The 26,198-nt window shown below is 40.7% G+C and carries 23 protein-coding genes and 1 pseudogene; 15 read left to right on the forward strand and 9 right to left on the reverse strand.

Going from position 1 to position 26,198, the window contains the following annotated elements; genetic code table 11:
* Together ACFVSH_RS11905 and ACFVSH_RS11910 are read left to right on the forward strand one after the other, a co-directional pair.
* Positions 1-540 (forward strand): MEDS domain-containing protein (locus tag ACFVSH_RS11905; RefSeq protein WP_387706040.1); only part of this gene is annotated, 540 nt, incomplete at its 5' end.
* A 14-nt stretch (positions 541-554) separates the two neighbouring features.
* A complete protein-coding gene (locus tag ACFVSH_RS11910; RefSeq protein ID WP_387706042.1) occupies positions 555-869 on the forward strand; it encodes an MGMT family protein in 315 nt (104 codons plus the stop codon).
* Positions 870-985: 116 nt separating this feature from the next.
* Here the strand turns inward: ACFVSH_RS11910 and ACFVSH_RS11915 are convergent, their stop codons facing one another.
* Positions 986-2,251, reverse strand: a complete 1,266-nt coding sequence (locus ACFVSH_RS11915; RefSeq protein WP_260285510.1) for a BaiN/RdsA family NAD(P)/FAD-dependent oxidoreductase — start codon at positions 2,249-2,251, stop codon at positions 986-988.
* 205 nt (positions 2,252-2,456) lie between these two features.
* Here ACFVSH_RS11915 and ACFVSH_RS11920 point away from each other — a divergent pair, with 205 nt between their 5' ends.
* Both ACFVSH_RS11920 and ACFVSH_RS11925 read left to right on the forward strand, forming a co-directional pair.
* Entirely contained in the window at positions 2,457-4,058 is a 1,602-nt protein-coding gene (locus tag ACFVSH_RS11920; protein ID WP_387706045.1) for a putative polysaccharide biosynthesis protein, read from the forward strand.
* 123 nt (positions 4,059-4,181) lie between these two features.
* Positions 4,182-4,904 (forward strand): pseudouridine synthase, encoded by a 723-nt coding sequence (locus tag ACFVSH_RS11925; RefSeq protein ID WP_387706047.1) that lies wholly within the window; start codon positions 4,182-4,184, stop codon positions 4,902-4,904.
* 87 nt (positions 4,905-4,991) lie between these two features.
* Here the strand turns inward: ACFVSH_RS11925 and ACFVSH_RS11930 are convergent, their stop codons facing one another.
* Complete coding sequence (locus ACFVSH_RS11930) at positions 4,992-5,213, reverse strand: DeoR family transcriptional regulator (RefSeq protein ID WP_034309346.1); 222 nt, start codon at positions 5,211-5,213, stop codon at positions 4,992-4,994.
* Between the two features lie 539 nt (positions 5,214-5,752).
* Between ACFVSH_RS11930 and ACFVSH_RS11935 the strand changes: the two genes are divergently transcribed.
* From ACFVSH_RS11935 to ACFVSH_RS11950, 4 genes and pseudogenes are all read left to right on the forward strand, one after another.
* Positions 5,753-6,103, forward strand: coding sequence for a hypothetical protein (locus ACFVSH_RS11935; protein WP_387706049.1), 351 nt, complete (start codon positions 5,753-5,755; stop codon positions 6,101-6,103).
* Positions 6,104-6,264: 161 nt separating this feature from the next.
* A pseudogene (locus tag ACFVSH_RS11940) lies at positions 6,265-7,028 on the forward strand (isocitrate lyase/PEP mutase family protein).
* A gap of 23 nt (positions 7,029-7,051) precedes the next feature.
* Positions 7,052-7,606 carry a bifunctional transcriptional activator/DNA repair enzyme AdaA gene (locus ACFVSH_RS11945; RefSeq protein WP_387706051.1) on the forward strand — a complete coding sequence of 185 codons (555 nt, stop codon included), beginning with the start codon at positions 7,052-7,054 and terminating at the stop codon, positions 7,604-7,606.
* A gap of 69 nt (positions 7,607-7,675) precedes the next feature.
* Positions 7,676-8,152 (forward strand): methylated-DNA--[protein]-cysteine S-methyltransferase, encoded by a 477-nt coding sequence (locus ACFVSH_RS11950; RefSeq protein WP_387706053.1) that lies wholly within the window; start codon positions 7,676-7,678, stop codon positions 8,150-8,152.
* A 585-nt stretch (positions 8,153-8,737) separates the two neighbouring features.
* On the opposite strand, the gene ACFVSH_RS11955 is transcribed toward ACFVSH_RS11950, so the two are convergent.
* Positions 8,738-9,496: a DeoR/GlpR family DNA-binding transcription regulator gene (locus ACFVSH_RS11955; protein WP_387602620.1), complete on the reverse strand. Its 759-nt coding sequence runs from the start codon at positions 9,494-9,496 to the stop codon at positions 8,738-8,740.
* Between the two features lie 226 nt (positions 9,497-9,722).
* Between ACFVSH_RS11955 and ACFVSH_RS11960 the strand changes: the two genes are divergently transcribed.
* The 5 genes from ACFVSH_RS11960 to phnX are packed head-to-tail and all read left to right on the forward strand — an operon-like array spanning position 9,723 to position 15,022.
* Positions 9,723-10,475 carry an ABC transporter ATP-binding protein gene (locus ACFVSH_RS11960; RefSeq protein ID WP_387602160.1) on the forward strand — a complete coding sequence of 251 codons (753 nt, stop codon included), beginning with the start codon at positions 9,723-9,725 and terminating at the stop codon, positions 10,473-10,475.
* On the forward strand, positions 10,468-12,084 hold the full coding sequence (locus ACFVSH_RS11965; protein ID WP_387706055.1) for an ABC transporter permease subunit: 1,617 nt from the start codon (positions 10,468-10,470) through the stop codon (positions 12,082-12,084). The genes ACFVSH_RS11960 and ACFVSH_RS11965 overlap by 8 nt, the downstream gene beginning before the upstream one ends.
* Before the next feature lie 13 nt (positions 12,085-12,097).
* Complete coding sequence (locus ACFVSH_RS11970; protein WP_387706057.1) at positions 12,098-13,090, forward strand: extracellular solute-binding protein; 993 nt, start codon at positions 12,098-12,100, stop codon at positions 13,088-13,090.
* Between the two features lie 25 nt (positions 13,091-13,115).
* Positions 13,116-14,210 carry a 2-aminoethylphosphonate--pyruvate transaminase gene (phnW, locus tag ACFVSH_RS11975; RefSeq protein ID WP_387706059.1) on the forward strand — a complete coding sequence of 365 codons (1,095 nt, stop codon included), beginning with the start codon at positions 13,116-13,118 and terminating at the stop codon, positions 14,208-14,210.
* The gene (gene phnX, locus ACFVSH_RS11980; protein WP_387706061.1) at positions 14,207-15,022 is read left to right on the forward strand and encodes a phosphonoacetaldehyde hydrolase; all 816 of its coding nucleotides are present in this window, start codon (positions 14,207-14,209) and stop codon (positions 15,020-15,022) included. Before phnW ends, phnX begins: the two co-directional genes overlap by 4 nt.
* 257 nt (positions 15,023-15,279) lie before the next feature.
* Here the strand turns inward: phnX and ACFVSH_RS11985 are convergent, their stop codons facing one another.
* Positions 15,280-16,620: an APC family permease gene (locus ACFVSH_RS11985; RefSeq protein ID WP_387706063.1), complete on the reverse strand. Its 1,341-nt coding sequence runs from the start codon at positions 16,618-16,620 to the stop codon at positions 15,280-15,282.
* A gap of 350 nt (positions 16,621-16,970) precedes the next feature.
* Positions 16,971-18,092, reverse strand: coding sequence for an alanine dehydrogenase (locus ACFVSH_RS11990; RefSeq protein WP_387706065.1), 1,122 nt, complete (start codon positions 18,090-18,092; stop codon positions 16,971-16,973).
* Positions 18,093-18,528: 436 nt separating this feature from the next.
* Here ACFVSH_RS11990 and ACFVSH_RS11995 point away from each other — a divergent pair, with 436 nt between their 5' ends.
* Both ACFVSH_RS11995 and ACFVSH_RS12000 read left to right on the forward strand, forming a co-directional pair.
* Positions 18,529-20,169: a PucR family transcriptional regulator gene (locus ACFVSH_RS11995; protein WP_387706067.1), complete on the forward strand. Its 1,641-nt coding sequence runs from the start codon at positions 18,529-18,531 to the stop codon at positions 20,167-20,169.
* Positions 20,170-20,495: 326 nt separating this feature from the next.
* Positions 20,496-21,560 carry an NAD(P)/FAD-dependent oxidoreductase gene (locus ACFVSH_RS12000; RefSeq protein ID WP_387706069.1) on the forward strand — a complete coding sequence of 355 codons (1,065 nt, stop codon included), beginning with the start codon at positions 20,496-20,498 and terminating at the stop codon, positions 21,558-21,560.
* A gap of 50 nt (positions 21,561-21,610) precedes the next feature.
* Here ACFVSH_RS12000 and ACFVSH_RS12005 read toward each other — a convergent pair whose 3' ends face one another.
* From ACFVSH_RS12005 to ACFVSH_RS12020, 4 genes are all read right to left on the reverse strand, one after another.
* Positions 21,611-23,557 (reverse strand): FtsX-like permease family protein, encoded by a 1,947-nt coding sequence (locus ACFVSH_RS12005; RefSeq protein WP_387602185.1) that lies wholly within the window; start codon positions 23,555-23,557, stop codon positions 21,611-21,613.
* The gene (locus ACFVSH_RS12010; RefSeq protein WP_260285496.1) at positions 23,547-24,308 is read right to left on the reverse strand and encodes an ABC transporter ATP-binding protein; all 762 of its coding nucleotides are present in this window, start codon (positions 24,306-24,308) and stop codon (positions 23,547-23,549) included. The genes ACFVSH_RS12005 and ACFVSH_RS12010 overlap by 11 nt, the downstream gene beginning before the upstream one ends.
* 100 nt (positions 24,309-24,408) lie before the next feature.
* Positions 24,409-25,413, reverse strand: coding sequence for a sensor histidine kinase (locus ACFVSH_RS12015; protein WP_387706071.1), 1,005 nt, complete (start codon positions 25,411-25,413; stop codon positions 24,409-24,411).
* Positions 25,410-26,099 (reverse strand): response regulator transcription factor, encoded by a 690-nt coding sequence (locus ACFVSH_RS12020; RefSeq protein ID WP_260285494.1) that lies wholly within the window; start codon positions 26,097-26,099, stop codon positions 25,410-25,412. The genes ACFVSH_RS12015 and ACFVSH_RS12020 overlap by 4 nt, the downstream gene beginning before the upstream one ends.
* Positions 26,100-26,198 lie beyond the last annotated feature (99 nt).

Below are 26,198 nucleotides of genomic sequence, written 5' to 3' on the forward strand. Positions count from 1 at the left end.
CTACTAGAAGATATACAGCAATCGGATGGTAGCCATATTTTATACTGTTTTAATGAATTGGAAGCCTACATTGAAAATGAGGCAACTTTCATCAAAGCCGGTGTTGAACAGGGAGACCATATCCTGGTCGTCGAAAATGACCGTATCTTTCCTTTCGTGTATAAGAAATTGCAGCTTCATTTAAACGAGGAGCAATTGGAGCAAGTGCATCTTATCAATAATTTTGATTTTTATTGTTTTCATGGAGACTTCCATCCTTCGACTATGGTTAATTATTTCTTGGAAAATATCGATATATACACTAAACGCAATCAGTACGTGCGGACTTGGGGCCATGTTGAATGGGGCCACGACGATCAAGCCAGCTTAGCGATAGGCGAATATGAAAAAGGAATCGACAAACTGATTGAGGAACGTGGATTGATTTCCGTTTGTGCATACGATGACTGCAGAATGCCTGCCGAGCTTAAAACAAACTTGATCAAGCATCATGGGGTCCTGATAACCGATGAAAAAATCACGATGTTAGCAAACGGATAAAAGGGGAGAGCCATTTGGAAAGTTTTACTGAACGGGTAATTACTATCATTAAACATATCCCTTCCGGTAAAGTGATGACATATGGTCAAATCGGACAGCTCGCCGGTAGTCCGCGCGGTGCAAGGCAGGTCGTAAGGATCCTTCATTCAAGCAGCAAAAAACATGACCTTCCTTGGCACCGGGTAATCAATGCCAAGGGAGAAATCGGCATAAAAGCGGAGGGCGCCGCAGAACACCAGAAGGCGATGCTCGAGAGTGAAGGCATCACAGTCACGGAACGGAATACCATTGACCTCGAAGCTTTTCGCTATCATCCAGAAATATTTTAAATGGGAAAGCCAGATAAAAGAGGAGGCGCGGGTGCGGACGAAAAAACCCAAGTAACGGACTTACGAAATCGAATTAAAAAGAGGCTGATCCAAGCGGATCAGCCTCTTTTTAGGTATTATGAACGGGCATGCATGGCAGCATTCATACCGGCTAGTCTTCCGGTTACTAATGCCGATGTGATATTATAGCCGCCTGTGTATCCGTGTATATCCAGAATTTCACCGCAGAAATACAGTCCGGCCATCAGTTTGGATGCCATTTCTTTTGGGTGTATTTCTTTGACGGATACGCCGCCGCCCGTGACGAAGGCCTTTTCTAGAGGCTGGGTGCCGTGTACTCCGAATTGGAAGTCCTTACATAGTTCTGCAAGGCGGCGGATTTTTTCATTTGATATCGTCGCTCCTTGTTCTTGAAGGTCGATGCCGCTTCGCTCAAGCAGAAAGTGAAGGTATCGTTCAGGAACTAAACCTTTTAAAGTATTTTTAATGGCTTTTTTCGGTTCTGCCTTGATTTCCTTCATAATGCCTTGAAAGACCTCTTCCTTGTTTCGGTCCGGCAGGGCATCGAGTTTCATTGTCACTTCCGACAGGTTCCATTTTTTCATCGCTTTCACGACGAATTGGCTGCATCTTAGAACAGCTGGGCCGGAGACGCCAAAATGGGTGAAGAGCATATCCATTTGGTGTGTGATCAGGGCCTTGCCCTTTGGGTTAAGGACACTCAATGAAACATCGCGAAGTGCGAGACCTTGGAGTGTTCGATCTTTAATGAATGTTTCCTGGCTAAGTACGGGAACTTCAGTTGGGAACAGTTCGGTAATCGTATGCCCCGCCTTTTTAGCCCATGCGTAGCCGTCTCCGGTCGAACCGGTGTGGGGAACTGATTTCCCGCCGACTGCAATCACGACTGCATCCGTATCGATGGTCTGTCCATCTTTTAACCGGACACCGCTTGTTTTTCCATGTTCATAGAGAACTTCCGCTACTGGAGAGTTCTTATAGATCGTTACTTTTAAATTAGACAGGCGCGTCAGAAGGGCATCCACGACACTTTGAGCTTTATCGTTGACGGGGAACATCCGGCCATGGTCCTCTTCTTTTAGGGCCACGCCCAATTTTTCAAAGAATTGAATAATGTCTTCATTATTGAACTCTGAGAAAGCACTGTATAGAAATCGCCCGTTTCCAGGGATATGCTGAATGATTTCATCGATTGAGAGCCTGTTCGTCACGTTGCAGCGTCCGCCGCCCGAGATGGCTAGCTTCCTGCCGAGCTTCTCGCCCTTATCCACTAACAGGACATGTGCCCCTTTTTCCCCGGCAGCTATTGCTGCCATCAATCCGGAAGGGCCGCCGCCAATTACCACTACATCATATTTCAAATTGATCACCACTTTATCATTTTCAGTCCCTTCATTATATAGCAAGAGCCCGTCAGATTGCGAATGTAGAAAAAAAGGAATTATTTGTTTGTGTATTATCTTCGAAAACGATAAACTTGAGTGTAGTTTTCTATAGAAAAAATACTTTAATATGATAAGATAAAGAGCGTGTGAAACGTAACTGACAGAGGCAGGAAGGGATTAGATGTCATCTAAGTTTTTAAAAGGGGCTTTTATATTAACGCTGGGAGCGATCATTTCCAAGGTACTTGGTTTATTTTACGTCATCCCATTTGAACATATGGTTGGGAATAAAGGGGCTACCCTCTATCAATATGGGTACGTTCCATATACCATTTTCATTAGCTTTGCGACGGCAGGCATGCCGCTTGCTGTTTCTAAATTCATTTCGAAGTATAATGCGCTCGAGGAGTACGCCGTCGGTGAGAAGTTATTTAAATCGAGCCTGAAATTAATGCTTGTCACCGGTTTTCTCGCTTTTTTGATTCTCTATACGATGGCACCGATGTTCACTGGGGTCTTTGGGGTCAGGCAGGAAGATGTCAAAGATGTCACGGAGATCATACGGGCAGTCAGCTTCGCCTTGATTTTTGTACCGTTCATGAGCATCATCCGCGGCTTCTTTCAAGGTCATGAGGCGATGGAGCCAACGGCCATATCTCAGGTAATCGAACAAATTGTCCGCATCGTGTTCCTTTTGGCCGGTGTGTATGTTGTTTTGAATGTCCTTGATGGAGAGTTAGTGAGAGCCATCCAAATCGCTACCTTCGCGGCGACTGTCGGGGCTGTCGGCGGTTTAGTGGTGTTATTTTGGTATTGGAAAAAACAAAAACCATATTTGGACAGCTTGATGAAGAAAGACCGGGGGACGATGGAAATTTCCCTGAAGGAAATCTATAAAGAAATATTTCTATCATCGATTCCTTTCATATTCGTCGGAATCGCGATGCCAATGTTTCAGTTTGCGGACTTATTGTCTTTCAATAAGGCGATGTCGTCCATCGGGTTGCAGCATGTCGCAGAAGATGCCCTTGGGGTGTTGAATGTATATGCCCAGAAGCTTGTCTTGATTCCGATGACGCTTGCAACCGGGTTTTCAATGGCGCTTCTCCCTTCGGTGACGAAGGCATATGTAAGCGAGGATTCAGAAGAGTTAAACCGCCAGCTGAACCAAGCTTTTCAAATTTTGTTGTTCATTACGATTCCGGCGGTCGTTGGCATGTCGGTGCTGGCCGATCGGATCTATAGTGCCTTTTACAGCCATGATCCACTTGGAATCAGTGTCTTGAAGGCATATGCGCCCGTTTCCATCTTGTTTGCGCTTTTCTCCGTTTCGGCGGCGATTTTACAAGGGATCAATCAGCAAAAATATACGGTACTCAGCCTGCTTTTGGGCTTTTTAATCAAATTGAGCTTGAATATCCCGTTAATCAAGATGTTTGAAACGGAAGGATCCGTTTATGCTACGGCATTCGGCTATTTGGCTGCTGTGCTGCTGAATTTATATGTCATTACCTACTTTACTGGATATCGTTACAGCCTTACCATCAGACGATCTGTTTTGATTTCCGTTTTTTCAGTGATAATGGGACTGGCTGCATGGGGCATGAATAGTTTATTATCGCTGTGGCTTACAACGGAAGGGCGATTCCAGGCGATTTTGATCGTGGCCGTTTGTGCAATTCTTGGAGCGCTCATTTATGCGGCGCTTTCCCTGAAAAGCAAACTTGCCCACCGTTTGTTCGGTGCCCGGATCGATCGGTTAAAAGCTAAGTTAGGATTATAAGCTGGAAGTTTGATGTGTAAAAAAAAGGGTATTGAATGGTGAATCCCCAAATTAAAATATCGTGGCCTTGCCTGTCATTAAAGTGGGCAAGGCTTTTTATGGAAAAGGCTTTAGGAGGAAATGATGAGAATTGATAAGATTTTATCCAATATTGGTTATGGCAGCAGGAAAGAAGTGAAAAAGCTCCTGAAATCCGGCGCCGTCAAGGTCAATGACAGGCTGGTCAAGGACCCGAAGGAACAAGTGGACCCTGATAGGGAAATCGTGACGGTTCATGGTGAACGGGTTGAATACAGGGAATTCATTTATTTAATGATGAATAAACCGCCAGGCGTATTGTCGGCAACGGAGGACAACTACCAAGAAACGGTCATCGACATCTTGGAGCCGGAAGATTCAGTTTTCGAGCCATTTCCTGTAGGCCGTCTTGATAAGGACACAGAAGGTTTATTGCTGATCACGAATGACGGAAAGCTCGCCCACCAACTGCTGTCCCCAAAGAAACATGTCCCTAAAACATATTTTGCGGTCATTGATGGTGAAGTGACGGAACGGGATATCGAGGCATTCCGCAACGGCGTGACCTTGGATGATGGATACGAAACGAAGCCAGGTGAATTGAACATTTTAAAATCAGGTCTGACATCCGATATCGAGCTGACGATCATGGAAGGGAAGTTCCATCAGGTGAAGCGGATGTTTGAGGCCGTTGGCAAACGTGTCGTCTATCTTAAGCGTCTATCCATGGGAAGTTTACAGCTTGATGAGGAACTGGAGCTTGGTGAATACCGTGAGTTGACGGCGGAGGAGCTTGAACAGTTAAAGGCGGGCCAACCGGCTGAATGATATGTGGAAATAAAAAATGAGGCGGACAAAAAATTGTCCGCCTCAAAGTTTTTTTACATATCGATCTTGTTCGGGTGGTCGTTCTTTTTACGATGACATCTTCACCTTTTTACTTGTTGTCGTCCAAAGGCCTCGGCTTGGGCTTTGAACAAGGTCATTGTATGCTAAGACATTTAAATCGCGCTGCACAGTTCGAGGAGTGATGCCAAATTCTTCTACAAGCTCTTGAGTAGAAACCGTACCGTTATTACTAATGAACATATAAACGGATTTAATACGGGTTAACATGCGATTTGTTGAAGGTTTCAAAAAATCACTCCTTATTCTTTTCATTGTTATTTTGAACAAATGAAAACAACCGATATGTCGGACAGCATTTCAGCTGTCACTATGTACTTGCTATACCCACCCTATAACTCCTCGGAAACATTTAGAAAAAATAAGATGTCATTAGCTTCATTCTACCCCTTTGCAAAAGCAAATTCTAGGGAAAAATACTAATTGACTAAATATTACATTTATTATATCAAATTTTAACAAAATTATTCTTTATACATATACAAAATTAATAAAGAGTTGTTCCATTTGTTCTTGATCTTATTTTGCCAATACAGGACGCTTAATATGCATTTCGAGATTCGATATGTCACACAACACGAACGTTGACTTTTATGGCATGTACAGGTTACTTTACGTAAAATGATTATAAATCGTAATTATTACGCTTTGTGTATGAATAGGTGCTTGATGGCTTGCGGTTACGATGTCATAATGAGGTATCGGGCCGTATAGATTTTTCATACATATCTAAAAGGATTTAAATATAAACCAATTCGAGGTAGAGCCATATGAACGAAAGATTAATGGAGTTTTTATTGCGCGACGAAGTAACCAGACTTTCTGGCGTCAAAAAACAAGTGTATGAATTCATCGTGAACGAAGAAGATTATCTTGCATCGAAGGCGGACACGGTCGATCAATTCATGAGATTGCTTGTAAAGCATTCACCGCCCAGGCTCGCTGCCCGTCATTTCAATATGCCCTACGGGGAAATCATTCGTTTCATGAATGAAATAGAAGATGAACTGAATGAGAGATTGGAGGAAAGATGCAAGAAAGTAAAATGGATGGACTTCACGGAAAAGGACCAACAGGCATTTGTGGAATATCATAAAAAGTTATATCTATTCGTAAATTAATAGGTTCATGAAAATGCCCCGGTATGAAAGGGCATTTTTTATTTGTCCGGAACCGTTAAATGGGAACCCGCTATGAATGGACCATAAGAGCAAGAATGAGGACGATTTGGAGCCGGATTGATTGTTAAAATGAGAACAAATAAATTTTAGGTGCAAATAGTATGACTAACATAAAGGAATTCAATGAATTACACTTTTCGAACGACCTGTTGATATTGGGGAATGCCTGGGATCTATTATCGGCCTTGATTCTCGAGAAATCAGGATTCAAGGCAATTGGAACGACAAGCTGTGGAATTGCCAACTCCCTTGGTCATCCTGATGGCGAATTGATTGATTTTGAAAGACATTTAGGTATCATTAAGCTTATTGCGGATAATGTGAAAATTCCCGTCACTGCAGATATTGAAGCAGGCTATGGTGAAACCGCAGAAAAGATTGTCGATAATGTGTTAAGGACGGCAGACGTCGGTGTAGCCGGGATCAATATTGAGGATTCGCTCAAAAAACAAAAAGGGCTAAGAGATATATCCGAACACTGCAGCATACTAGTAAAAATAAGAGAATCGTTGGATAATAATGGGTATGAAGATTTTTACATCAATGCTAGAACAGATACTTATTTTCAAAAAGAAAATCCTCTTCAGGAAACAATAAAGCGGGCAAAAGCGTATGTGGAGAGTGAGCAAGCGGAATATTCATCCCTGGATTAACGAACCATGATGAAATAAAGGAAATCACTTTGAATATAGGTGCCCCCCTTAATGTATTATCTTTGCCTGTATTAACGAATGGTAAGGAGCTTGAAGAATTAGGCGTGAAACGTCTCAGCTTCGGAAATGCCCTATCCGATAAAGTCATTGCAGAAAGAGATACAGCACGAATAGTTGAGCTAAATGACACCTCACATTTATATGGGAACTAAAACCTGAAAGGATGCGGAGTATAATGGCTGATGCTATCAATCTTTCCTTTGAAGAAATGTGGGAGAAAATCATTGCCTGCGACCCTAAATATGACGGATTAGTCTTTACGGCCGTAAAGACTACAAAAATATACTGCCGCCCTTCATGCAGGTCAAGGAAGCCGAAAAAAATAAATGTGAAATTCTATCATGATATCGATGAAGTCGAAAAGGCTGGCTTCCGTGCTTGCAAAAGATGCCAACCGGAAGTTGATGATTCCCCGCAGATGCGACTTGTCAGAGATGTCATCGCTTTTCTGGTAAATCAGTATAACCAAAAGGTGGAGTTAAAGGATATTGCCGACCATGTCGGTGTAAGTTCCTATTATCTGGAGCGGCTATTCAAAAAGGAAACATTAGAAACTCCCCGTTCCTATTTGGAAAAAATAAGAGTCGATAAAGCGGCATTTCTTCTAGCAAGCACAAGTCTAACGAATCTCGAGATTTCCCTTGAAGTAGGATTTCAAAGCCCTTCGAACTTTTATAAGGTATTTCGCCGTTTGAAACATTGTTCTCCCAGTGAATATCGAAACATGTAGGAAAAGGGGAATTGAAAAAAATGGGGTGGGAGGCAGGCATCCGCTTCCTTCTATCTAGGAGGTCTTTATATGGGTGAATTATATAAATTAGATTATGAATCGCCGATTGGAATAATCGAGATATCAGGAACGAATGAGGTCATCTGTTCCATAATGTTCGCTGAAAGGGATATAAAGATAAATATTATGCAAGATCAAACGCCCAAGGTTTTGGTGGAGTGCTTTCGTCAGCTTGATGAGTATTTCAAAGGTGAACGCAGGGAATTTACATTTCCTTATTTACTTGAAGGGACCATCTTCCAAAAAAACGTGTGGAATGCCTTAACAGGAATCCTGTATGCTAACACGGGTTCGTATAAAGACATCGCCGTTACAATCGGTAATGAAAAAGCCATAAGGGCAGTAGGGAGCGCAAATGGCCGGAATAAGTTAAGCATCGTGATTCCTTGTCATAGGATAATAGGTTCAAATGGGAAATTAACCGGTTATGCGGGTGGCTTATGGAGAAAGGAATGGCTCCTTCAGCATGAAAGGAATCTAAAGTAGGATACTTGGCTCAACTTTATGGGAATCGGCAGGACCCAGTCAGAGTCAAAGCCATGAAAATAGCTTGAGTTTCACTCTCCATTGATGGAGGACACAGTTTTTTTATTTCAAGTTGCAGTTGATTTCAGAAATTCACTCCCTTTCCGCCGACTGTCTGCCAAGCCTCCTCGACGCAAGCGTCTGTGGGGGCTTGGCTAGCCAGTTATTCGGCAGGAGTGTCACAAATTTCTTCAATCCAGTGAGTTTACCTGCAGATTTTTTCTAAAAAAACATTCCAGTTGATTGGAACGGAAGGCGCGAGACTCCTGCGGGAAAAGCGAGTCCAGGGGAGACCCCACAGGCGCAAAAGCGCCGAGGAGGCTCCCGGACCGCCCGCGGAAAGCGAGTGCCTGGAGTGGAAAAAACGTTGTGATGAAGGTGAAGCTTTGGGCCAATTGGTCCTTGAACATCATTTATTATGGATTTCCCCGTCATTTGTTAAACCGTTCTTCGTTCCAAATGCATTGGGCATTCGCTGAACCCCTTTTGTCTACAAATTGAAAAACGGGAACTATACGACTGTATAGTTCCCGTTTTTTCTTTCTTTTAAGAAAGAATCAATTGTGTGTCGGTCTCTTTAAACGAAGAGATGAAATCATTATGTAAATGATCGTCAGTGATGATGTAATCGATTTTATCCAGTGGCGATATGCCGATGGTCACGTCTTTTCCGAACTTTGTGCTATCAGCGGCAACATATACTTCTTGAGATAAATCAATGATTTTTTTCCGTGTATTCGCTTCTTCTAAATTATAGTCGGATATGCCTTTTTCAATGGTTATGCCACTCGCGCAAATGAATGCTTTTGAAATATTCAACTCACTAAAGTTGAATAAGTAGTCAAATGCAACAATGGACTGTTCATTTCGCCTGACTTTCCCGCCTATGATCAAGATCTCAATATCGCTATGGATGAGTTCGTTTACAACAGGGATCGAACTGGTTATCACCGTCAGTTTCTTTTTCTGTTTTATATATTTAGCGATTTGATAGGTTGTCGAACCACTATCGATATAAATGCAATCCCCATCGTCGATATACTCACTGCATTTTTGGGCGATGGTTTCCTTTTCTTCTAATTGACTGAACATCCGTTCATCTATTGTCGATTCTCCAAACTTCGATTGAACCAGCTTAACGCCGCCATAGATTTTTTCTATTTTTCCTTGCCTTGTAAGAAGGTTCATATCCCTTCTGATGGTTTCTATGGAAACTTGCAGTTCTTCAGTAAGCTCGGCAATCTTCATAACTTTTCTAATCGTTAATAACTCGATAATCTTCTTTTGCCTTTCAAGAGGAAGCATAAGTTTCACCCGCCTTCTTCATATCTTTCTTTCTGATATTCATTTTAAGTGTACTGTGTACCATGAATATATTCAACAAGTAGATGATAAAAATATCACTAGTTGGTCAAGAGTTAGTATGGAGTTGGTAAAGAAGTGTTCAATATTTACAGAGTATTTACAAAAAACTCAAATTCGTTTTACAAACGGCTTTTATACTAAGGGTGTATCAAAGGAGGTGAACGGTTTGCTAAAATTACAAAATATTAGCAAGCAATTCGATGGAAAATCAGTTTTGGATAATATAAATCTTGAAATTAAAACGGGGGAGATCGTTTCACTATTAGGACCAAGTGGAAGCGGCAAAACTACTTTATTACATATAATTTTGGGCTTGACGGGCATCAATCATGGGAAAATCATTTTCAATGATGCCGATTTGAGTAACGTGCCCATGAAAGACCGGGGATTTAATATCGTTTTTCAGGATTACGCTCTTTTCCCTCATTTAAACGCCTATGAAAATATCGTTTATGGATTGAGGAACAGGAAGGGATCCGTTTCCAAGGAAGAGCTTCAGGAATACATCGATTTCCTGGAATTGACACCGCATTTGAAAAAAAGGATCAGCGAATTATCCGGGGGTCAGAAACAAAGGGTTTCGATTGCAAGGACTCTTGTAATGAAACCGAAGATTCTATTACTTGATGAGCCACTGAGTGCTTTGGATGGTGTGATCAAGGAATCGATAAAGGAACGCATCAAATCCATTGCCCGGGAATATAAGCTGACGACAATCTTAGTGACACATGACCCGGAAGAGGCTTTGACGATGTCCGATAAAATTTTGATCATTAATCAAGGGAATATTTCTCAATTTGGATCACCACAAGAGATCATCAATCAGCCAGCCAATGATTTTGTTAAGCAATTCATTCTTAAGCAACTGGAGATCAAGAGAGAAAATATTTATAACTTATTCGGTGAAAAGTATGCCTGATGTAAAACCGGCAATGAGAGTCATATATATACCTATCTTACTGCTATTTGCCGCTTTTCTTTTCTTGCCGCTTGGCACATTGTTCGTCCGTTCTTTTGAATCGGCTGATGGAATCAATCTCTCGAATTATCTAACGGTGCTTTCAAATGCAGAGCTGATGAAGTCATTTGGAAACAGCGTGAAAGTCTCGGGTCTTACAGCCGTCATTACGACCGTTTTAGCCTTTTTCCTGGCCTATTCCATCCATTGCACACAGGTTTATAGGCCATTAAAAAGTGTAATTAAAACAGGGATCCTAATTCCGATGCTGCTGCCGACAATCACATTCGGGTTTGCGATCATCTACTCTTTCGGCAATCAAGGGATCATAACGAAGGTTTTTGGAAGGAATCTATTCGATATATACGGATTTAATGGATTATTGATAGGTTATGTGATTTATACATTGCCATCAGCTTTTCTTCTCATTAATAATTCCTTCAAGTATATGGATAAAAAGTTCATCATCGTTTCAAAATTAATGGGTGACGGAACGATAAGAAGTTTCATGAATACGATCATACGGCCATTGGCGGGAACTTTGGGTGGAGCTTTTGTACTTTCCTTCATCTTGAGCTTTACCGATTTTGGGATACCGGCTTCAGTCGGCGGGACTTACTCCGTTGTTGCAACGCAACTGTATCAAGTCATGCTAGGTTCAATCCCTGATTTCAATAATGGTGCAGTGATTGCCATTCTCATGCTCATTCCGGTAGTATTCAGTGTTTTCCTATTAAACTATCTCGAAAAACTGAACTTTCATTATGATAAGTTCAGCGATATCGAATTGACGCAGCACAAAGGCAGGGATATATGTTTTGGGGGTATCTCGCTGCTGGTCTTAATAGGGATGTTTTCAGTATTTGCGGTCATGTTCATTGCACCATTTTTAACTAGTTTCCCTTACGACCTCTCGTTCACCTTAAAGCACTTTATCGACACATTCCAATCGGGCGATTTAACGGCAGTCTATAGGAACTCCTTATTCGTCGCCTTGATGACCGCCGTACTGGGAACGTTCATCGCCTTTAGCTCGGCTGTTTTGAACGTCCGGACGCCCCTTAAGGGGAAATCGTCAATCGATGTCATTTCGATGTTGACGAATACAGTACCGGGAATGGTGTTAGGTTTATCTTATTTGCTGCTGTTCAACGGCAGCAGCTGGAAGGGGACCTTTGCCATCATCATTCTATGTAACATGGTCCATTTCTTTACGACACCCTATTTAATGGCGAAGAACTCTTTATCCAAAATGAACCCTGCCTGGGAAACCACCGGGAATCTATTGGGGGACAGCTGGATCAGGACAATCTATCGAGTCATCCTGCCTAACTCGGCATCCACTGTCATCGAGATGTTCAGCTACTATTTCATCAATAGTATGGTGACGATCAGCGGAATCATCTTTTTGGTCACCGCCCAAACCACATTGGTGGCCAGTAAAATTAAAGAGCTTCAGCATTTTGCCAAATTCAATGAAATATTCATCCTGTCTTTACTTATCTTTTTTACAAATCTACTCGTGAAGCTGCTTTGTGATCATTATCAAAAACGACAATTCAAACATTAATGAGGAGGATATTATGTTTAAAACGATGAAGATAACCTTACTGTCTCTAGTAGCTTTAGGTTTGGTATTTGTATTGGTGGGCCGTAACAGCGGCAAAGCGGATGAGGAAAAGGTGGTCATTTATACGAATGGTGATGAAGAAGCCACTTCAGCAATGGAGACTTCCCTGAAAGATGACGGATACGAAGGGAAATATGTCCTTCAATCATTAGGCACATCTGAATTAGGAGGGAAACTGCTGGCAGAAGGCGCTGAAATCGAGGCTGATGTCGTGACGATGAGTTCCTATTTCATCGATAGTGCACAAGAACAGCACTCCATGTTTAAGGACCTGTCATTCAGTACAAAGGCATTGGAACAACACCCATCCTATTATACGCCAATTTTAGCAAATACCGGTTCCGTAATTGTGAATACGGAAGTTCTCAAACAAAAAGGCCTGCCGATGCCGACCACGATTAAGGACTTAACAAAGCCGGAATATAAAGGGCTCGTTTCAATTCCTAACATCCTGGACTCTTCAACTGGGTGGCTGTTAGTTCAAGCAATTATCAGTCAATACGGTGACGCAGAAGGGAAAAAGGTTCTCCATGACCTAATAGCAAATAGCGGTCCGCATCTTGAAAGCTCAGGTTCAGGTCCAATCAATAAAGTGCAAGCAGGGGAAGTTGCTGCCGGTTTTGGTTTACGCTACCAGGCTGTGATGGCTAAAGAGTCGGGCTTACCAATCATGTTTGTCGATCCGATTGAGGGGAATTTCTCCTACACGGAATCCGTAGCTGTCGTGAATAAAAATAATGAAGCTAAAACCAACTTAGCGATGAAAATGGCAGAAACGATCAGTAAAGATGCTAGAGAAGAACTGTTGAAACATTACCCGGTCGCACTTTATGAAGGTGAAAAAGTGACGGAAAAGAACAAACCGGCCCACCCTAAGAAATTCAAACAGCCACTAACGGTAGAATTATTAAAACAGCATCAAGAGTTCTTTAAATCAGCACAATGATAAATACAGTGAGGAGTGAAGGAAAATGAATACATATAAACTTTTAACGCCTGGACCGCTGACCACTACTAGTACGGTGAAACAGGAAATGCTTGTTGACCGCTGTACGTGGGAAAATGATTATAAAGAAATCACGCAAAAAATCAGAGCCCAGCTTCTTGAATTGGCATATGCTGCAAACGGGGAATATTCGGCTGTACTTATGCAGGGAAGCGGATCGTTTGTTGTGGAATCTGTGCTGACGACTGCACTTTCAAAATCCGATAAAGTGCTGATCATAACGAATGGCGCTTATGGAAAAAGGATTGTGAAAATGGCCGAGTGCATCGGACTGAATCATGTGGAATATGGCGTTGAGTACAATGAATTTCCAAAGGAGACTGAAATCCGGAACATTTTACTGGATGATAGTGATATCACACATATTGCAATGGTTCATTGTGAAACGACGACAGGGATTTTAAATCCGATAGAAATGGTTTCGAAAATATCAAAGGAACAAGGGAAAACCTTGATCATTGATGCGATGAGCAGCTTTGGCGGAGTGGACATGAATGTACCTGAACTCGGAATTGATTATTTGATCAGCAGTGCAAATAAATGCATTCAAGGAATCCCTGGTTTTGGTTTCGTCATTGCGAAGCTTGATAAATTGTTGGCATGTGAAGGCAATGCCCGCAGTTTGTCCCTGGATTTATATGATCAGTGGAAAGAGATGGACAAGGATGGGAAATGGCGTTTCACATCTCCGACACATGTAGTGGCCGCGTTTGCTAAAGCGTTGGAAGAATTAACGGAAGAAGGCGGCATTCCAGCCAGATTCGCCCGCTATAAAAATAATAATGATAGGCTGAGGGAGCTGATGGGTAAATTGGGCATTCATGCGTATATCTCACCTGATAAACAATCGCCCATCATTACAACCTTCCTTTTTCCTGATGAAACCTTTGATTTTGGGGACTTCTACAATTTCATCAAGGAGAGGGGTTACGTAATATACCCCGGAAAGCTGACTGAAATAGATACATTCCGAATCGGCAATATTGGTGAAATCCATGAAGAAGATATCGAGGAACTTGGCAGGATCGTAGAAAAATATATGAAAGTGGTGACAGTATGAATAAGGTAGAGGGAATCATTTTGGATTGGGCTGGAACAGCTGTGGATTTTGGATGTTTTGCACCAGTGAATGTTTTTGTGGATATATTTAAGAATGCTGGACTGGACGTGACGATGGAAGAAGCCAGAGCGCCGATGGGCATGCTGAAAATCGACCATATTCGTGCGATGCTGACCATGCCAAGGATATCTTCGTTATGGGAAGAACAATACGGAAGGCCATTCAATGAGGAAGACGTTGAAAAACTATATGCTGAATTCGAACCGGCACTGATGATGTCATTGGCGGATTATACAGATCCCATTCCAGGGGTTATCGAGACAGTGGAAGCGTTAAGAAATCGTGGCCTGAAGATTGGGTCTACAACGGGTTATACGGATACAATGATGGAGGTCGTCGTACCAAATGCTTTGAAGAAAGGGTATCGGCCGGATTTCCATGTCACCCCGGATGCAACCCACTCGATTGGAAGGCCTTATCCATACATGATATATCGGAATATGGAAGAATTGAAGTTAACCGCATCATGGAAGGTAGTGAAGGTAGGAGATACCGTTTCCGATATGCAAGAGGGAGTCAATGCTGGGGTATGGTCGGTCGGAATCATTGTCGGAAGCTCCGAGATGGGATTGAGTTTGAATGAGTATACTAGTTTACCAGAACGAGATAAACAAAACCTCATCTCTAAAACGGCAAACACCTTTATGCAAAACGGAGCAGACTTCACCATCAAAACGATCGAGGAACTGCCTGAACTCATAGATCGGATCAACCTTCTTATAACAGAAGGGAAAAGGCCACGTTCAAGCTAACAGTCAGTGCCAGAAAAGTGCAGCATCTTTCATCCTAGAGTAGGAAAGATGCTGCACTTTTTCACTTTTGGACTGAGTGTTATCTTGATTCTTTTTATTTCATTTACAAGGTGAGGAAAGACTTACGACATCAATCTTTTCGTTAGATAACCATTCGATAGATTAATCCAATAATGATCTGTAGGTCTTATACCGACAATAGTTGTGTCTAAATCGTTTTTCATCTTTTTTATAAAGATCGTGACTTTATTTTAAATCTACACCATTTCTTCGATTTTCAATTCTGGCGGCTGTTTTTTAAGTCCATTTGTCAGTACGAGTAAATAAATGATGCCTATTATTAACCAACTTACTCCAAGTACTTTTGAGTGAGCATCAAGATTCACAAGCAGTAAAATATCAAGAGCAGCTCCTATAATAGGAAAAAATAAATATAAGACGGTTCCTTTTACCGAACGTTCTCTATTTCTAATATAATAATGGGCAATTACGGAAATATTAACACAAGTGTACGCAAGAAACGCCCCGAAATTAATAAATGATGCTACAAGATCTAAACTTAAAAATAAAGCAAGCAAAGAGACAAAACTAATGATCAGTATATTATTTACGGGTGTTCTATATCTCGGATGCAGGGTGCCAAAGAACTTTTCAGGAAACTGTCCGTCTCGCCCCATCGTATAGAGGACTCGTGATGCACTTGCCTGGGACGACATGGCACTACCCAATACAGCTAATGCGTAAAGCGCAAGATATATGGAGTACATCGCCTTTCCACCAACAAGTTTAATAATTTCGTAGGCAGCCGAATCAGGATTATTGAATGTGTTATACTCTGGCCATACAAGATACGAGAAATATGAAACACTTGTAAAGATTAAACCACCACCAAGAGTAATTAAAATAACAGCTCGGGGAATTGTTTTCTTAGGGTTCACTGTTTCTTCAGCAAACGCTGTAACTGATTCAAACCCAAGGAAACAAAAGCATAATAATGCTGCTCCAGCTATTGTATAAGAAAAGGGTTCTTTCGAATTATAGAATGGCTCAAGAGATAAAAGAGTTGCCGTGCTTTCTCCCATAAAAATTTCCTTAATAGAAAAACCTATAAAGATAAGGATAAAAAGAAAAGCAAAAATCGTTATGAATGCGTTTACATTTGTGGCAATCTTCAATCCTTTAATATTAATAAAAGTGACTAGAATCAGCATACCTGCAATCCAGATGTAACTTGGAATTGTAGGAAAGGCAGCTGAGAAAAAAATGCCAAATACTAAATAATTCACCATTGGCATAAATAAATAATCCATTAAGATCACCCATCCGACAAGAAATCCAACAGAGGGATTGAGCGATTTTTGCGTATAAACATAGGCAGAACCGGAAGATGGAAACGCAATTGCCATTTTCCCATAACTGTAAGCAGTAAACATCATTACCACTAGAGCAACTATCATTGCCCCTGGAACAGTGCCGTGGGAAATATTGGCCGCAATACCATACGTAGTAAAAGCTGTAGTTAACCCCATAAATGAAAAACCAAATAATACAACTGGAATGAGTGTCAGTGTTCTATCCGTTTTCCTTAAATTTGACATGTAAAATAATCTCCTCTTTTACCTGACTTAACCTTTTGTAAGAAATAGGGTCAATATTATTACTTCCAAGGCTTCTTTTATACGTGGGTTTCTAGAAATCATAAAAAAGTCAGAAAAGATGCTAGGGAGCCTACTTTGAATGATCCATGAATTTGTTGTCTTATTTCCCCATTCCTCGTAAGGAATTCCTTCTGTAGAATAACAAAGATAATTCCTGCAAAAATCTTCTCGCTGGCATCTTTACTGACTCCTGGAATTTCTTTAGTAGCGACTTGTTCAATAACGTGTATACTGATTTCTAATCAATAGAAATGAAAAGTAGAATATGAGATAACTCTAAGGAGGCTTTTTTATTTTGACAATAGTAACTCTGTTTTTATATCTGTATAAGGCATGTTATGATTGATCCCAACTTCGTGATGAACAATTTCACCGTTCAAAGTGCTGATACAATTTCTTACTATTACATCATTTTCTACAACCTCTTTCAAACCATTATTCGCAATGTTCATAATATATGGACCGGTTGTCATCAACATCATGTTTGTCGAGGTTTGTGGACATAGAGCCGGCATATTCGGGACACAGTAATGTAGGACTTCTTGTTCGTAGTAAACTGGATCCTCTAAAGTCGTATAACGTGAGGTTTCAATTATACCCGTTCCTGCAATATCAATAATAATGGAATTAGGTTTCATCTTACTGACCATCTCTCGTGTAATGAGAGGCGCGGTTACCCCTGGCATCGGATAAATTGTATTAATTAAAACATCACTTTGAATAAGTTCTTCGAACATCATATCTTTATCCCAACACAAAATGTCCACCTGTGGCAACTGATTGTTCAAATAATCAATGCGTTTCATTGATGCTTCCATGATTGTTACGTTCAATCCAAGACCCACAGCAACTTGCGCAGTATTGAGTCCAGCATTGCCACCACCAAGTATGAGTACATTGCTCGACGGTAAACCGGCCAGTTTCCGGAGAAGTATTCCTTTTCCACCATAACCATATTGAGCATATTTGACTGCTTCAAGCATTGCTAATGTTCCTGCAATTTCACTCATTGGTTTAATCGTAGGTCTTGTCCCATCAGGTAAAACGATTAATTCCATTGATAATGAAATTGCTTTTTTATCTAGTAATGCCTGTGTCATTTCATGATTTACATCTTCCGCCAAATGAAACCATGCCATTATCATTTGGTCTTCTTTTAGAAGGCCGTATTCATAGGGTTGAAGTTCCTTCACTTTAACAACAAATTCTGCCTTCTCATAAATTTCGTCAATCGTGTTTACTATTTTTGCTCCAGCCAAAACATATTTCTCGTCACAAAAACCACTAGCTTCCCCTGCCATGCTCTGTATTAGTACTTCATGACCGTAAGCTGTTAATTTTTTTACCCATGTTGGATTTAATCCCACTCTAGTCTCTGCAGTTTTTAATTCTTTAGGAACTCCTACTATCATTGTTCATTCTCCTTTTTAATCGTATTTAATTTATTGAACATTCTAAAATCTTACAGGGTAATGACAACCCTTTCATTAGACACGAGGTTAAATTTATATTAGTTTTTTTTTAACCAAGCACTTTTGGTCATTTTGATCTTTTATGAATAAGCATTGGCGAAAAAGCGGTAATTTTTCCAGTGTTTATCTAATGTTTTGGTCGTTTTAAGTTTTAGTAATCCATCGTTCATGCCCACATATAACTAATGAAAAATGATGTAAATGGATACCATCATGAAAGATTTGCAGGTTGATTAAGGTATTTCGTCAAAGCACGTAACAGAACGCATTACTTGGGGGTAAACAGGGATGGGGATCCATATTTTGTGGGTTTAGACTTTCTAGTATAGTTATAATAAAATGATACAATTAACAATTATTAAATGAGGAGGTACATATGCTTACAGTACAAGATGTTCTTAAGCGCTCACTCTTTTCAAAGACGGAGGTAGTTGCAGGGGCTAACGGGTTGCACCGTCAAGTCAAATGGACACATGTCCTTGAAATTCCGTTTTTTGATGATACCATCTTTCAGGGAGGGGAACTGATACTCTCCACCGGATTTGGGTTTGAATGGAGAGACTCCTCTAATACATCATTTTTGTTAAATCTTATCGAACGCAACGCTTCATGTTTATGTATAGAACTTGGACACTACTTCGAAAAGGTCCCTAATGAAATGATTGAGATGGCAAATGAGTATAACTTTCCGATTATTATTTTCAAAGAATTCATAAATTTCGTCGAAATAGCACAGGATCTACATTCGTATATCATTAATGCTCATCATGAGAAGTTGGTTACATTAGATTCGATTTCAAGAAAGTTCCATTCATTGTCACTCACTACTCATGGGTTATCAAATATTTTAAAGTTGTTGCAACAGAAGACAGAAGCACCAATTATCTATCTTCCAATAGAAGGAACACCTTTTTCGATTCCAGGATTGAAAAATGAATTCATGGAACAGCTACTTCAAACCATTTATGAAGATAAAGAACACTGGCAAGACCGAATTACAAATGATTCGCCCGTTGAATGGAAGGCATTAAACCATACCATTCTTCTCCAACCGATCGGAGCAATGGATCAAATCTGGGCGCACCTTGTTATGGTTTTAGATCGTGAATCGGATGAATTTGATTTCCTAATCCTTGATCGTGCTTCTCTAGCAATCTCGCAAGACTTATTGCGCAAACATTATTTGGATGAAAAACGATTACGTTTAGAATCTACATGGCTAAATGATCTACTTTATAGACGCATCAATAATGAGGAACAAGCAAGGGGATTTATTTCGTTAAAGTCTAAGCGCGCTTCTATACATTATCGAATTGCAATCGTTGATATCGAAGATGTTCTTCATCCGTCTTCATTAATTTTATCGGATGAAGAAAATGAATCTGCTATTTATCATTATTCTTTAAAAATTCGATCTGGGTTCGCAAAATATTCTTTTACACCCTATATCACATCAGTAAGAAATCAGATTATTGTATTAGCTATTGATCTTGGAACTGTCGATTCCTCTAAGGCACGCTTCTTGAAAGTGATCAATGCCTTGCTATATGTTAAAGAAGGTGAATCTAGCCAAATCCGTATAGGCGTTGGGCGACAATACCAGTTACTTTTGGATGCTCATACTGGTTATCGAGAAGCGCAGTTAGCTTTAAATTATCGTACGTTTTCAACAAGTGCCTTTTACGAAGACCTTGGCATCTTTCGGTTGATACAATTAATTCAGCATGATCAAGATACAGCCCATTTTATTGAAGACTATCTCTCTCCTTTAATATCCTATGATAAGGAATATGGAACGGAATTGCTTATGACTTTAGCAAAATACTTTGAGCTTGATCGCTCAAAGAAGCTTACTGCTCAAAAATTACATGTTGTAAGACAAACACTCTATCATCGGCTGGAAAAAATAAAAAAGATTCTTGATCTTGACTTTGATATGCCGGAGAATAGATTAAACGTTGAAATGGCTTTGAAAGCATATCAACTCATACAGCCAGTGGGAGTACCTACGAAGTAGTTATCAGCCGCCAACCACGGGGCGCATAGGTAACAGTGTGTTCCGCAATATCTCTCCGTCTACTTTCATAGAGGAATGAGACGAATAGAAAAAACTCTATATACACCATTTTTAACCTAATTTTACATTCTGGTGGTAATGTTCCATTTATCATTCATACCTTCTAAATGAATGGTAAGTTTTAGTGATTGAAAATAAAAAACTCTGTTGATTTTTAAAATGAACAGAGTTTTTTAATAAATCCATATTGTAAAAAGTGAAAAAAGAGTGTACCATTAAATGAGAATGATAATCAATAACAATTGGTTACCGGGGAGTGGACGTAAATGGAACAGCAAGATTTATTTGATGTAACGGTTATTGGGGGAGGGCCAGCAGGCCTTTACTCCACTTTTTATAGCGGACTTAGAGAAATGAAAGTTAAACTGATTGAATACCAGCCAAGGCTAGGCGGGAAAATTCATGTCTATCCGGAGAAACTGATTTGGGATGTTGGAGGGCTGACACCCACAACTGGGGAAAAATTGATTGAGCAGCTGGTGGAGCAAGGTTTAACATTCAATCCAACAGTCGTCTTGAATGAAAAAGTGGAATCCATCACACGCAATGAAGAAGGTATCTTCGTTTTACATATGGCTTCAGGTCAAAGGCACTTTTCCAAGACGATCATTGTCGCGGTTGGCGGCGGAATCCTGAATCCGCAAAAGTTGGAAATAGACGGGGCAGAAAGGTTTGAAGTCTCCAATTTAAACTATACTGTTAAGTCTTTCAATCGATTCAAGGATAAGACGGTGATCATTTCAGGCGGCGGGAATTCTGCTATAGACTGGGCAAACGAATTGGAGCCCATCGCCAAAAAGGTGTATTTGACATATAGGAAAGATAGTTTAGCGGGTCATGAATCACAAGCAAGGCAATTGATGGAAAGCTCTGCTGTTTGTTTCTTGAATACGACGATTACAAAACTGATCGCCTGCGCTGATCATGAATCAATTGAACATGTTGAACTGACGAATCACGGAACGGGAGAGGTTTCTTACTTGCCGATCGATGAGGTCATCATCAATCATGGTTATGAGCGTGATACATCGCTGCTTCGAAATAGTAAAGTGGATATAGCCATAGCCGACAATTATTATATTGAAGGTACTTCTGCAAGTGAATCCTCGATGGACGGAATATACGCTGCCGGTGATATTCTAAAGCATGAAGGGAAATTGAACCTGATTACAGGTACTTTTCAAGATGCTGCAAATGCCGTAAACAAAGCAAAGCAATATATCCAGCCTGACGCTCACGGAGTGGGGATGGTTTCTTCCCATAATGAAATCTTTAAAAAGCGCAACAGGGAATTAATCAAGGAAATGATGAAACCCGCTGGGGTACTTTAAAGAGAAAATAAAAGCTCCAGGGCCTCATGGGCCCTGGAGCTTTTTAGCACCTATAGAGATTCTTTAATGACCTTCTTGTAATGGAAGACGGATAGGATCCCGAAGATCGAATACAATGCCGTGTATAAAGCCATAACGATGATCATCGGTGTCCAAACTTCGGTCCCGAATAAGAACCATCCTGATTGGACTGCGAAATAACTATGAAGCAGCCCGACGACTAAAGGAATGCCGAAATTGAAAACTTGTTTTGCTTGGATTCCTCTTAACAAGTCACCTCGCGTGAATCCCAGTTTCCTTAAGATGGTGTAATTGGATTTTTCACCTTCACTTTCATCCATTTGCTTGAAATAGAGGATGCAACCGGATGTGATAAGGAAGGTTAATCCCAAGAAGGCGACAATGAACATGATAAGACCCATATTCTTCTTCTGGGTGTTGAACATTTCAAATTGGGAATCATTCACATGTTCTTCTTTAAAACTCATTTTATTGAATAGATCATTCGCTTTTTCAAGTTCAGCTTCATCCTTCACATCAATGCCGATATTCACCGATGAAACCTTTTGGATTTTCGGGTCGACATCCTTTTTCAAACGGTCGAATATCGTTTGGTCTACAATGGCGACGGGCATTCCGCCACTCGTGAAGTAATAGGACAAGAAGGTATCATCTTTCAATCCCATATATGTTTGCGGAATCACTTCGTGTTTGCCCTTCAGTTCAATCTTTCCGGAATCCTTCAAGGACATGACCTTCTCCATCATATTACTGTATCCGCTGAAAAGGGTCTCATCTTCGGCGAGGTTGATTCCGTTAACGGATTCATCACTGATGACGGGAAGGGTCATGATGTCCGGATCGAAGTTCACTCCTTCCAGGCTGGTTTCCATTATTTCCTTTACATTGACATCGACTTGAATGACATCGATCACCTTTTCGTCATAACCAATTTTACTGTCTGATAGTGCTTTTTTGAATGCATCTGCATCTTCCGTATCCGTCATCGAAAAATCGGTGGGGATAGAGCTTTGTGCCATTTTCTCCGCTGAGTAGTAGGAGATATAGCTTAATGATAATAACCCGATCGCCAGAGCGGAAACGGTCGTGATGATCGTCAATAATATCGCATTCGATTTCATCCGGAACATGATGGATGAAAGGGACAATACTTCATTGATGTTCAAATAGCCATTTTTCTTTTTACGGACGATGTTAAAGATGAAGCTTACGGATCCTTTATAGAATAGGTAGGTACCGATGATGACGGTTGCCAAAATGAAGACCATGGCCATAAAAAGCTCGGTCATCTCTGTAAAAGCTCCATCGAATAATTTGGATGAGACGACATAGCCGGCAATGATCAGGATGATTCCGAATACCCCGATGATCATTTCAAACATCGAAACCTTTTTCACTTTTCCTTCCGTCATTGAAGTCACTCTAAATAATGAAAGTATGGTCTGCCTTTTAATGAAGGCATAATTCATCAACATGATGAAAAGATAGATGGCGCTAAAAACGAGAATGGTTTGAATAAGCGGCTGAAAAGAAAATGTAAGGGTCGCGATCGCCTGGACACCCATTATTTTAAATAGGATCATGATGATCAATTTTGATGCGGCAAACCCAACAAAGATTCCCAGGAATACGGAACAGAAATACAAGATCAGGTTTTCCAGACTCAGGATACGGAATATCCTGTTCTTGGTCATGCCTATCAATTGAAATAAGCCAATTTCTTTACTGCGTCTTTTTATGAAAATGCTATTGGCATATAAAAGGAATATGGAAACAATTGCAACAAGCAGGATCGATGCAGCCTTGATGGAGGCGGCCCCTTTCACCGTACCCTCCGCTTTATCCAGCGCTGGGTCATATTGCAAGGTGACAAAGGCAAAGTATAGGGAAGCGCTGAAGACCAGGGCAAACACATATAGATAATAGTTCTTCAGATTCTTCTTCAGATTTCGAAAGATGAGTTGATTAATGCTCATTTTGAACCCCTCCCAATACACCTTGTGTTTTCATGATGTCCTTGAAGAAGGTTTGTCTCGATTGTTCACCCTTATTCAATTGTGTATATATTTGTCCATCTTTAATGAAAATGACTCGGCTGCAATAACTGGCCGCCACTGGATCATGAGTTACCATGATGATGGTCGCTTTGCGCTTTTGATTCATTTCACTCAGTTTGTTCAGTAAATCGGAAGCTGATTTGGAGTCAAGCGCCCCAGTCGGTTCATCTGCAAAAATGATGCTTGGATCATGGATGAAGGCCCGTGCTGCAGACGTACGCTGTTTTTGACCGCCGGAAATTTCATTTGGGTATTTATCTTTCACTTCATATATGCCCAGTTCCTTCGCCACGGCATCAAACTTTTGTGCCGCTTCATTAGGGGGTGTTTTTGTAATGGATAAGGGCAGAAGGATATTTTCTTTAACGGTCAGTGTGTCCAATAAGTTATATTCCTGGAAGATGAAGCCTAGATGGTTCTTCCGAAATTCGGCCAACTGCTTTTCTTTCATCCCTGAAATCACTTTTCCATCGATTGTAATGGTGCCGTTGCTGATTTTATCGATCGAGGAAAGGACATTAAGCAAAGTCGTTTTTCCTGAACCGGATGCACCCATGATACTTACGAATTCACCTTCTTGTATGCTTATATCAAGGCCCTTTAATACTTCTTGTTTATTGAATTTATTACCATAGCTTTTATGGATTTTTTTCGCTTCTAATATATTCATTTGGATACACTCCTTTTTTTCTATATCCTCATTATAAAAGGCCGTGAATTTCTTTTCCTTCGTTTGGACGAACAAAGAATAAAAGCATGTGACACTTTTGTCACATGCTTGTGATATTCACGAAATCATTTCTTTTTGGGAAGGTCAAGATAAAGGTCGTTCCGGTTCCAAGCTCTGATTTCACGTCAATGGAGATGAATAGGGACTCGGCTGCATTCTTTGTTAAATATAAACCCATGCCAGTTGCCGCAGTGTCACGATGATTTGTTGTGGAAGTGAATCCTTTATCAAATATGCGGGATAAATCCTTTGGGGCGATGCCCCGTCCAGAATCCTTCACTTCAAGAACCGTTTGTCCAGCCTGTTCATGGCTATATATCGCGATATCCGAGTTTTCACTGTATTTAATGGAGTTGGTCAGGAGCTGCCTCATGATGAAGGCCAGCCATTTGGCATCGGTAAGCACTTCGGTTCCATCCAATTGTATGTCGAAGCCGATCCCTTTTTGAATGCACCATGATTGCAGCGTTTTAATCTCATCAAAGATTATTGTTTCCAAATCGGTTTTCTCTATATACAAATCATTTTTGATGAAAGGCAAGCGCCCTTGGTGGAGCTGCTGATCAAGAAGCAGGTGAATGCGCAGCCACTCATAAGTCAAATGCGATTTCAGCAATTCATCATCCAAGCGGTCAATCATTAAATGCATCGCCGTCAATGGTGTCTTCACTTCATGAATCCAAGTTAATAATTCATCCTTCTCCTGTTCTAAAGTCATTTGACCAATTGATGCGGACTGCTTCAATATTTCGGTTTGGTTCATGATGCTGTTTTCTATGATTTTTTCGAAAGGGCTTTCTGGTTCGGCTATATTCGTAATATCCAGGTTGTCTTCCCGCGCTTCTAAACTTTTATAAAAATAGGTTTCTTTTTTATAGCGGAATATCAAAAATATAATGAATATGAGCCATGATAAAAAAACAATATACAGTATGGGCTTTAACGGAATGGCCGAATCAAGATAAGCGACAAAGATAATGAATAGATGAAGAAGTATGTAGAATATGATCCAGCTGAGCCTTTCCACGAGATATTTCCTGATCATGCATTTGCCTCTTCTACGGCGATATAACCCTGTCCAACCTTCGTTTCGATGAAATGTCCTAAACCCAGTTCATCCAATCTCTTTCGTAAACGGTTCACATTCACTGTAAGGGTGTTATCGCTTATGAAACGTTTGTCATCCCATAAGCTGTTGATCAATTCTTCGCGGCTTACGATCTTGTTTTTCTGTTCAATGAGCTTTTTCAAGATGAAAATTTCATTTTTCGTCAATTCGATTGTGCCAGTCCCGGCCGATACCGTGTTCTTCTCGTAATCCACAGTTGCGCCGCACCAGGTTTTCAATTCGACCTTTTCGGTATTGTAATTATAGACACGGCGCAGGGTGGCCTGTATCTTTGCGATGAGTACATCGAAATGAAAAGGCTTCTGGATAAAATCATCAGCTCCAAGCTGCATGGACATCACCATGTCGGTAGGATGATCACGTGAAGATAAAAAGATGATGGGAACATTGGAATGGGACCGGATCATTCTGCACCAATGAAACCCATCGAACTTCGGCAACTGTATATCAATGATGACCAAATCAGGTTTTATTTCCGTGAATTCCTGAACCACTTTACTAAAATCGCCGATTCCGTATATATCATAAGACCATTGCGCCAATCTATCTTTAATTTCATTGAATAACGTCGTATCATCTTCTATCAATAGTAGTTTAAACAAGGGGGTCACCGCACTTTCCAGCTTTTTCTTAAAAGTATATAGTAAAAACTCTATAGGTTCTAGAGGAAGGGAGGAACAGGAGCTATAATAGACTCCGGT

This window comes from Peribacillus sp. NPDC058002 (genome assembly GCF_042886655.1).
GTDB classification, from domain to species: Bacteria; Bacillota; Bacilli; order Bacillales; family DSM-1321; genus Peribacillus; species Peribacillus aracenensis.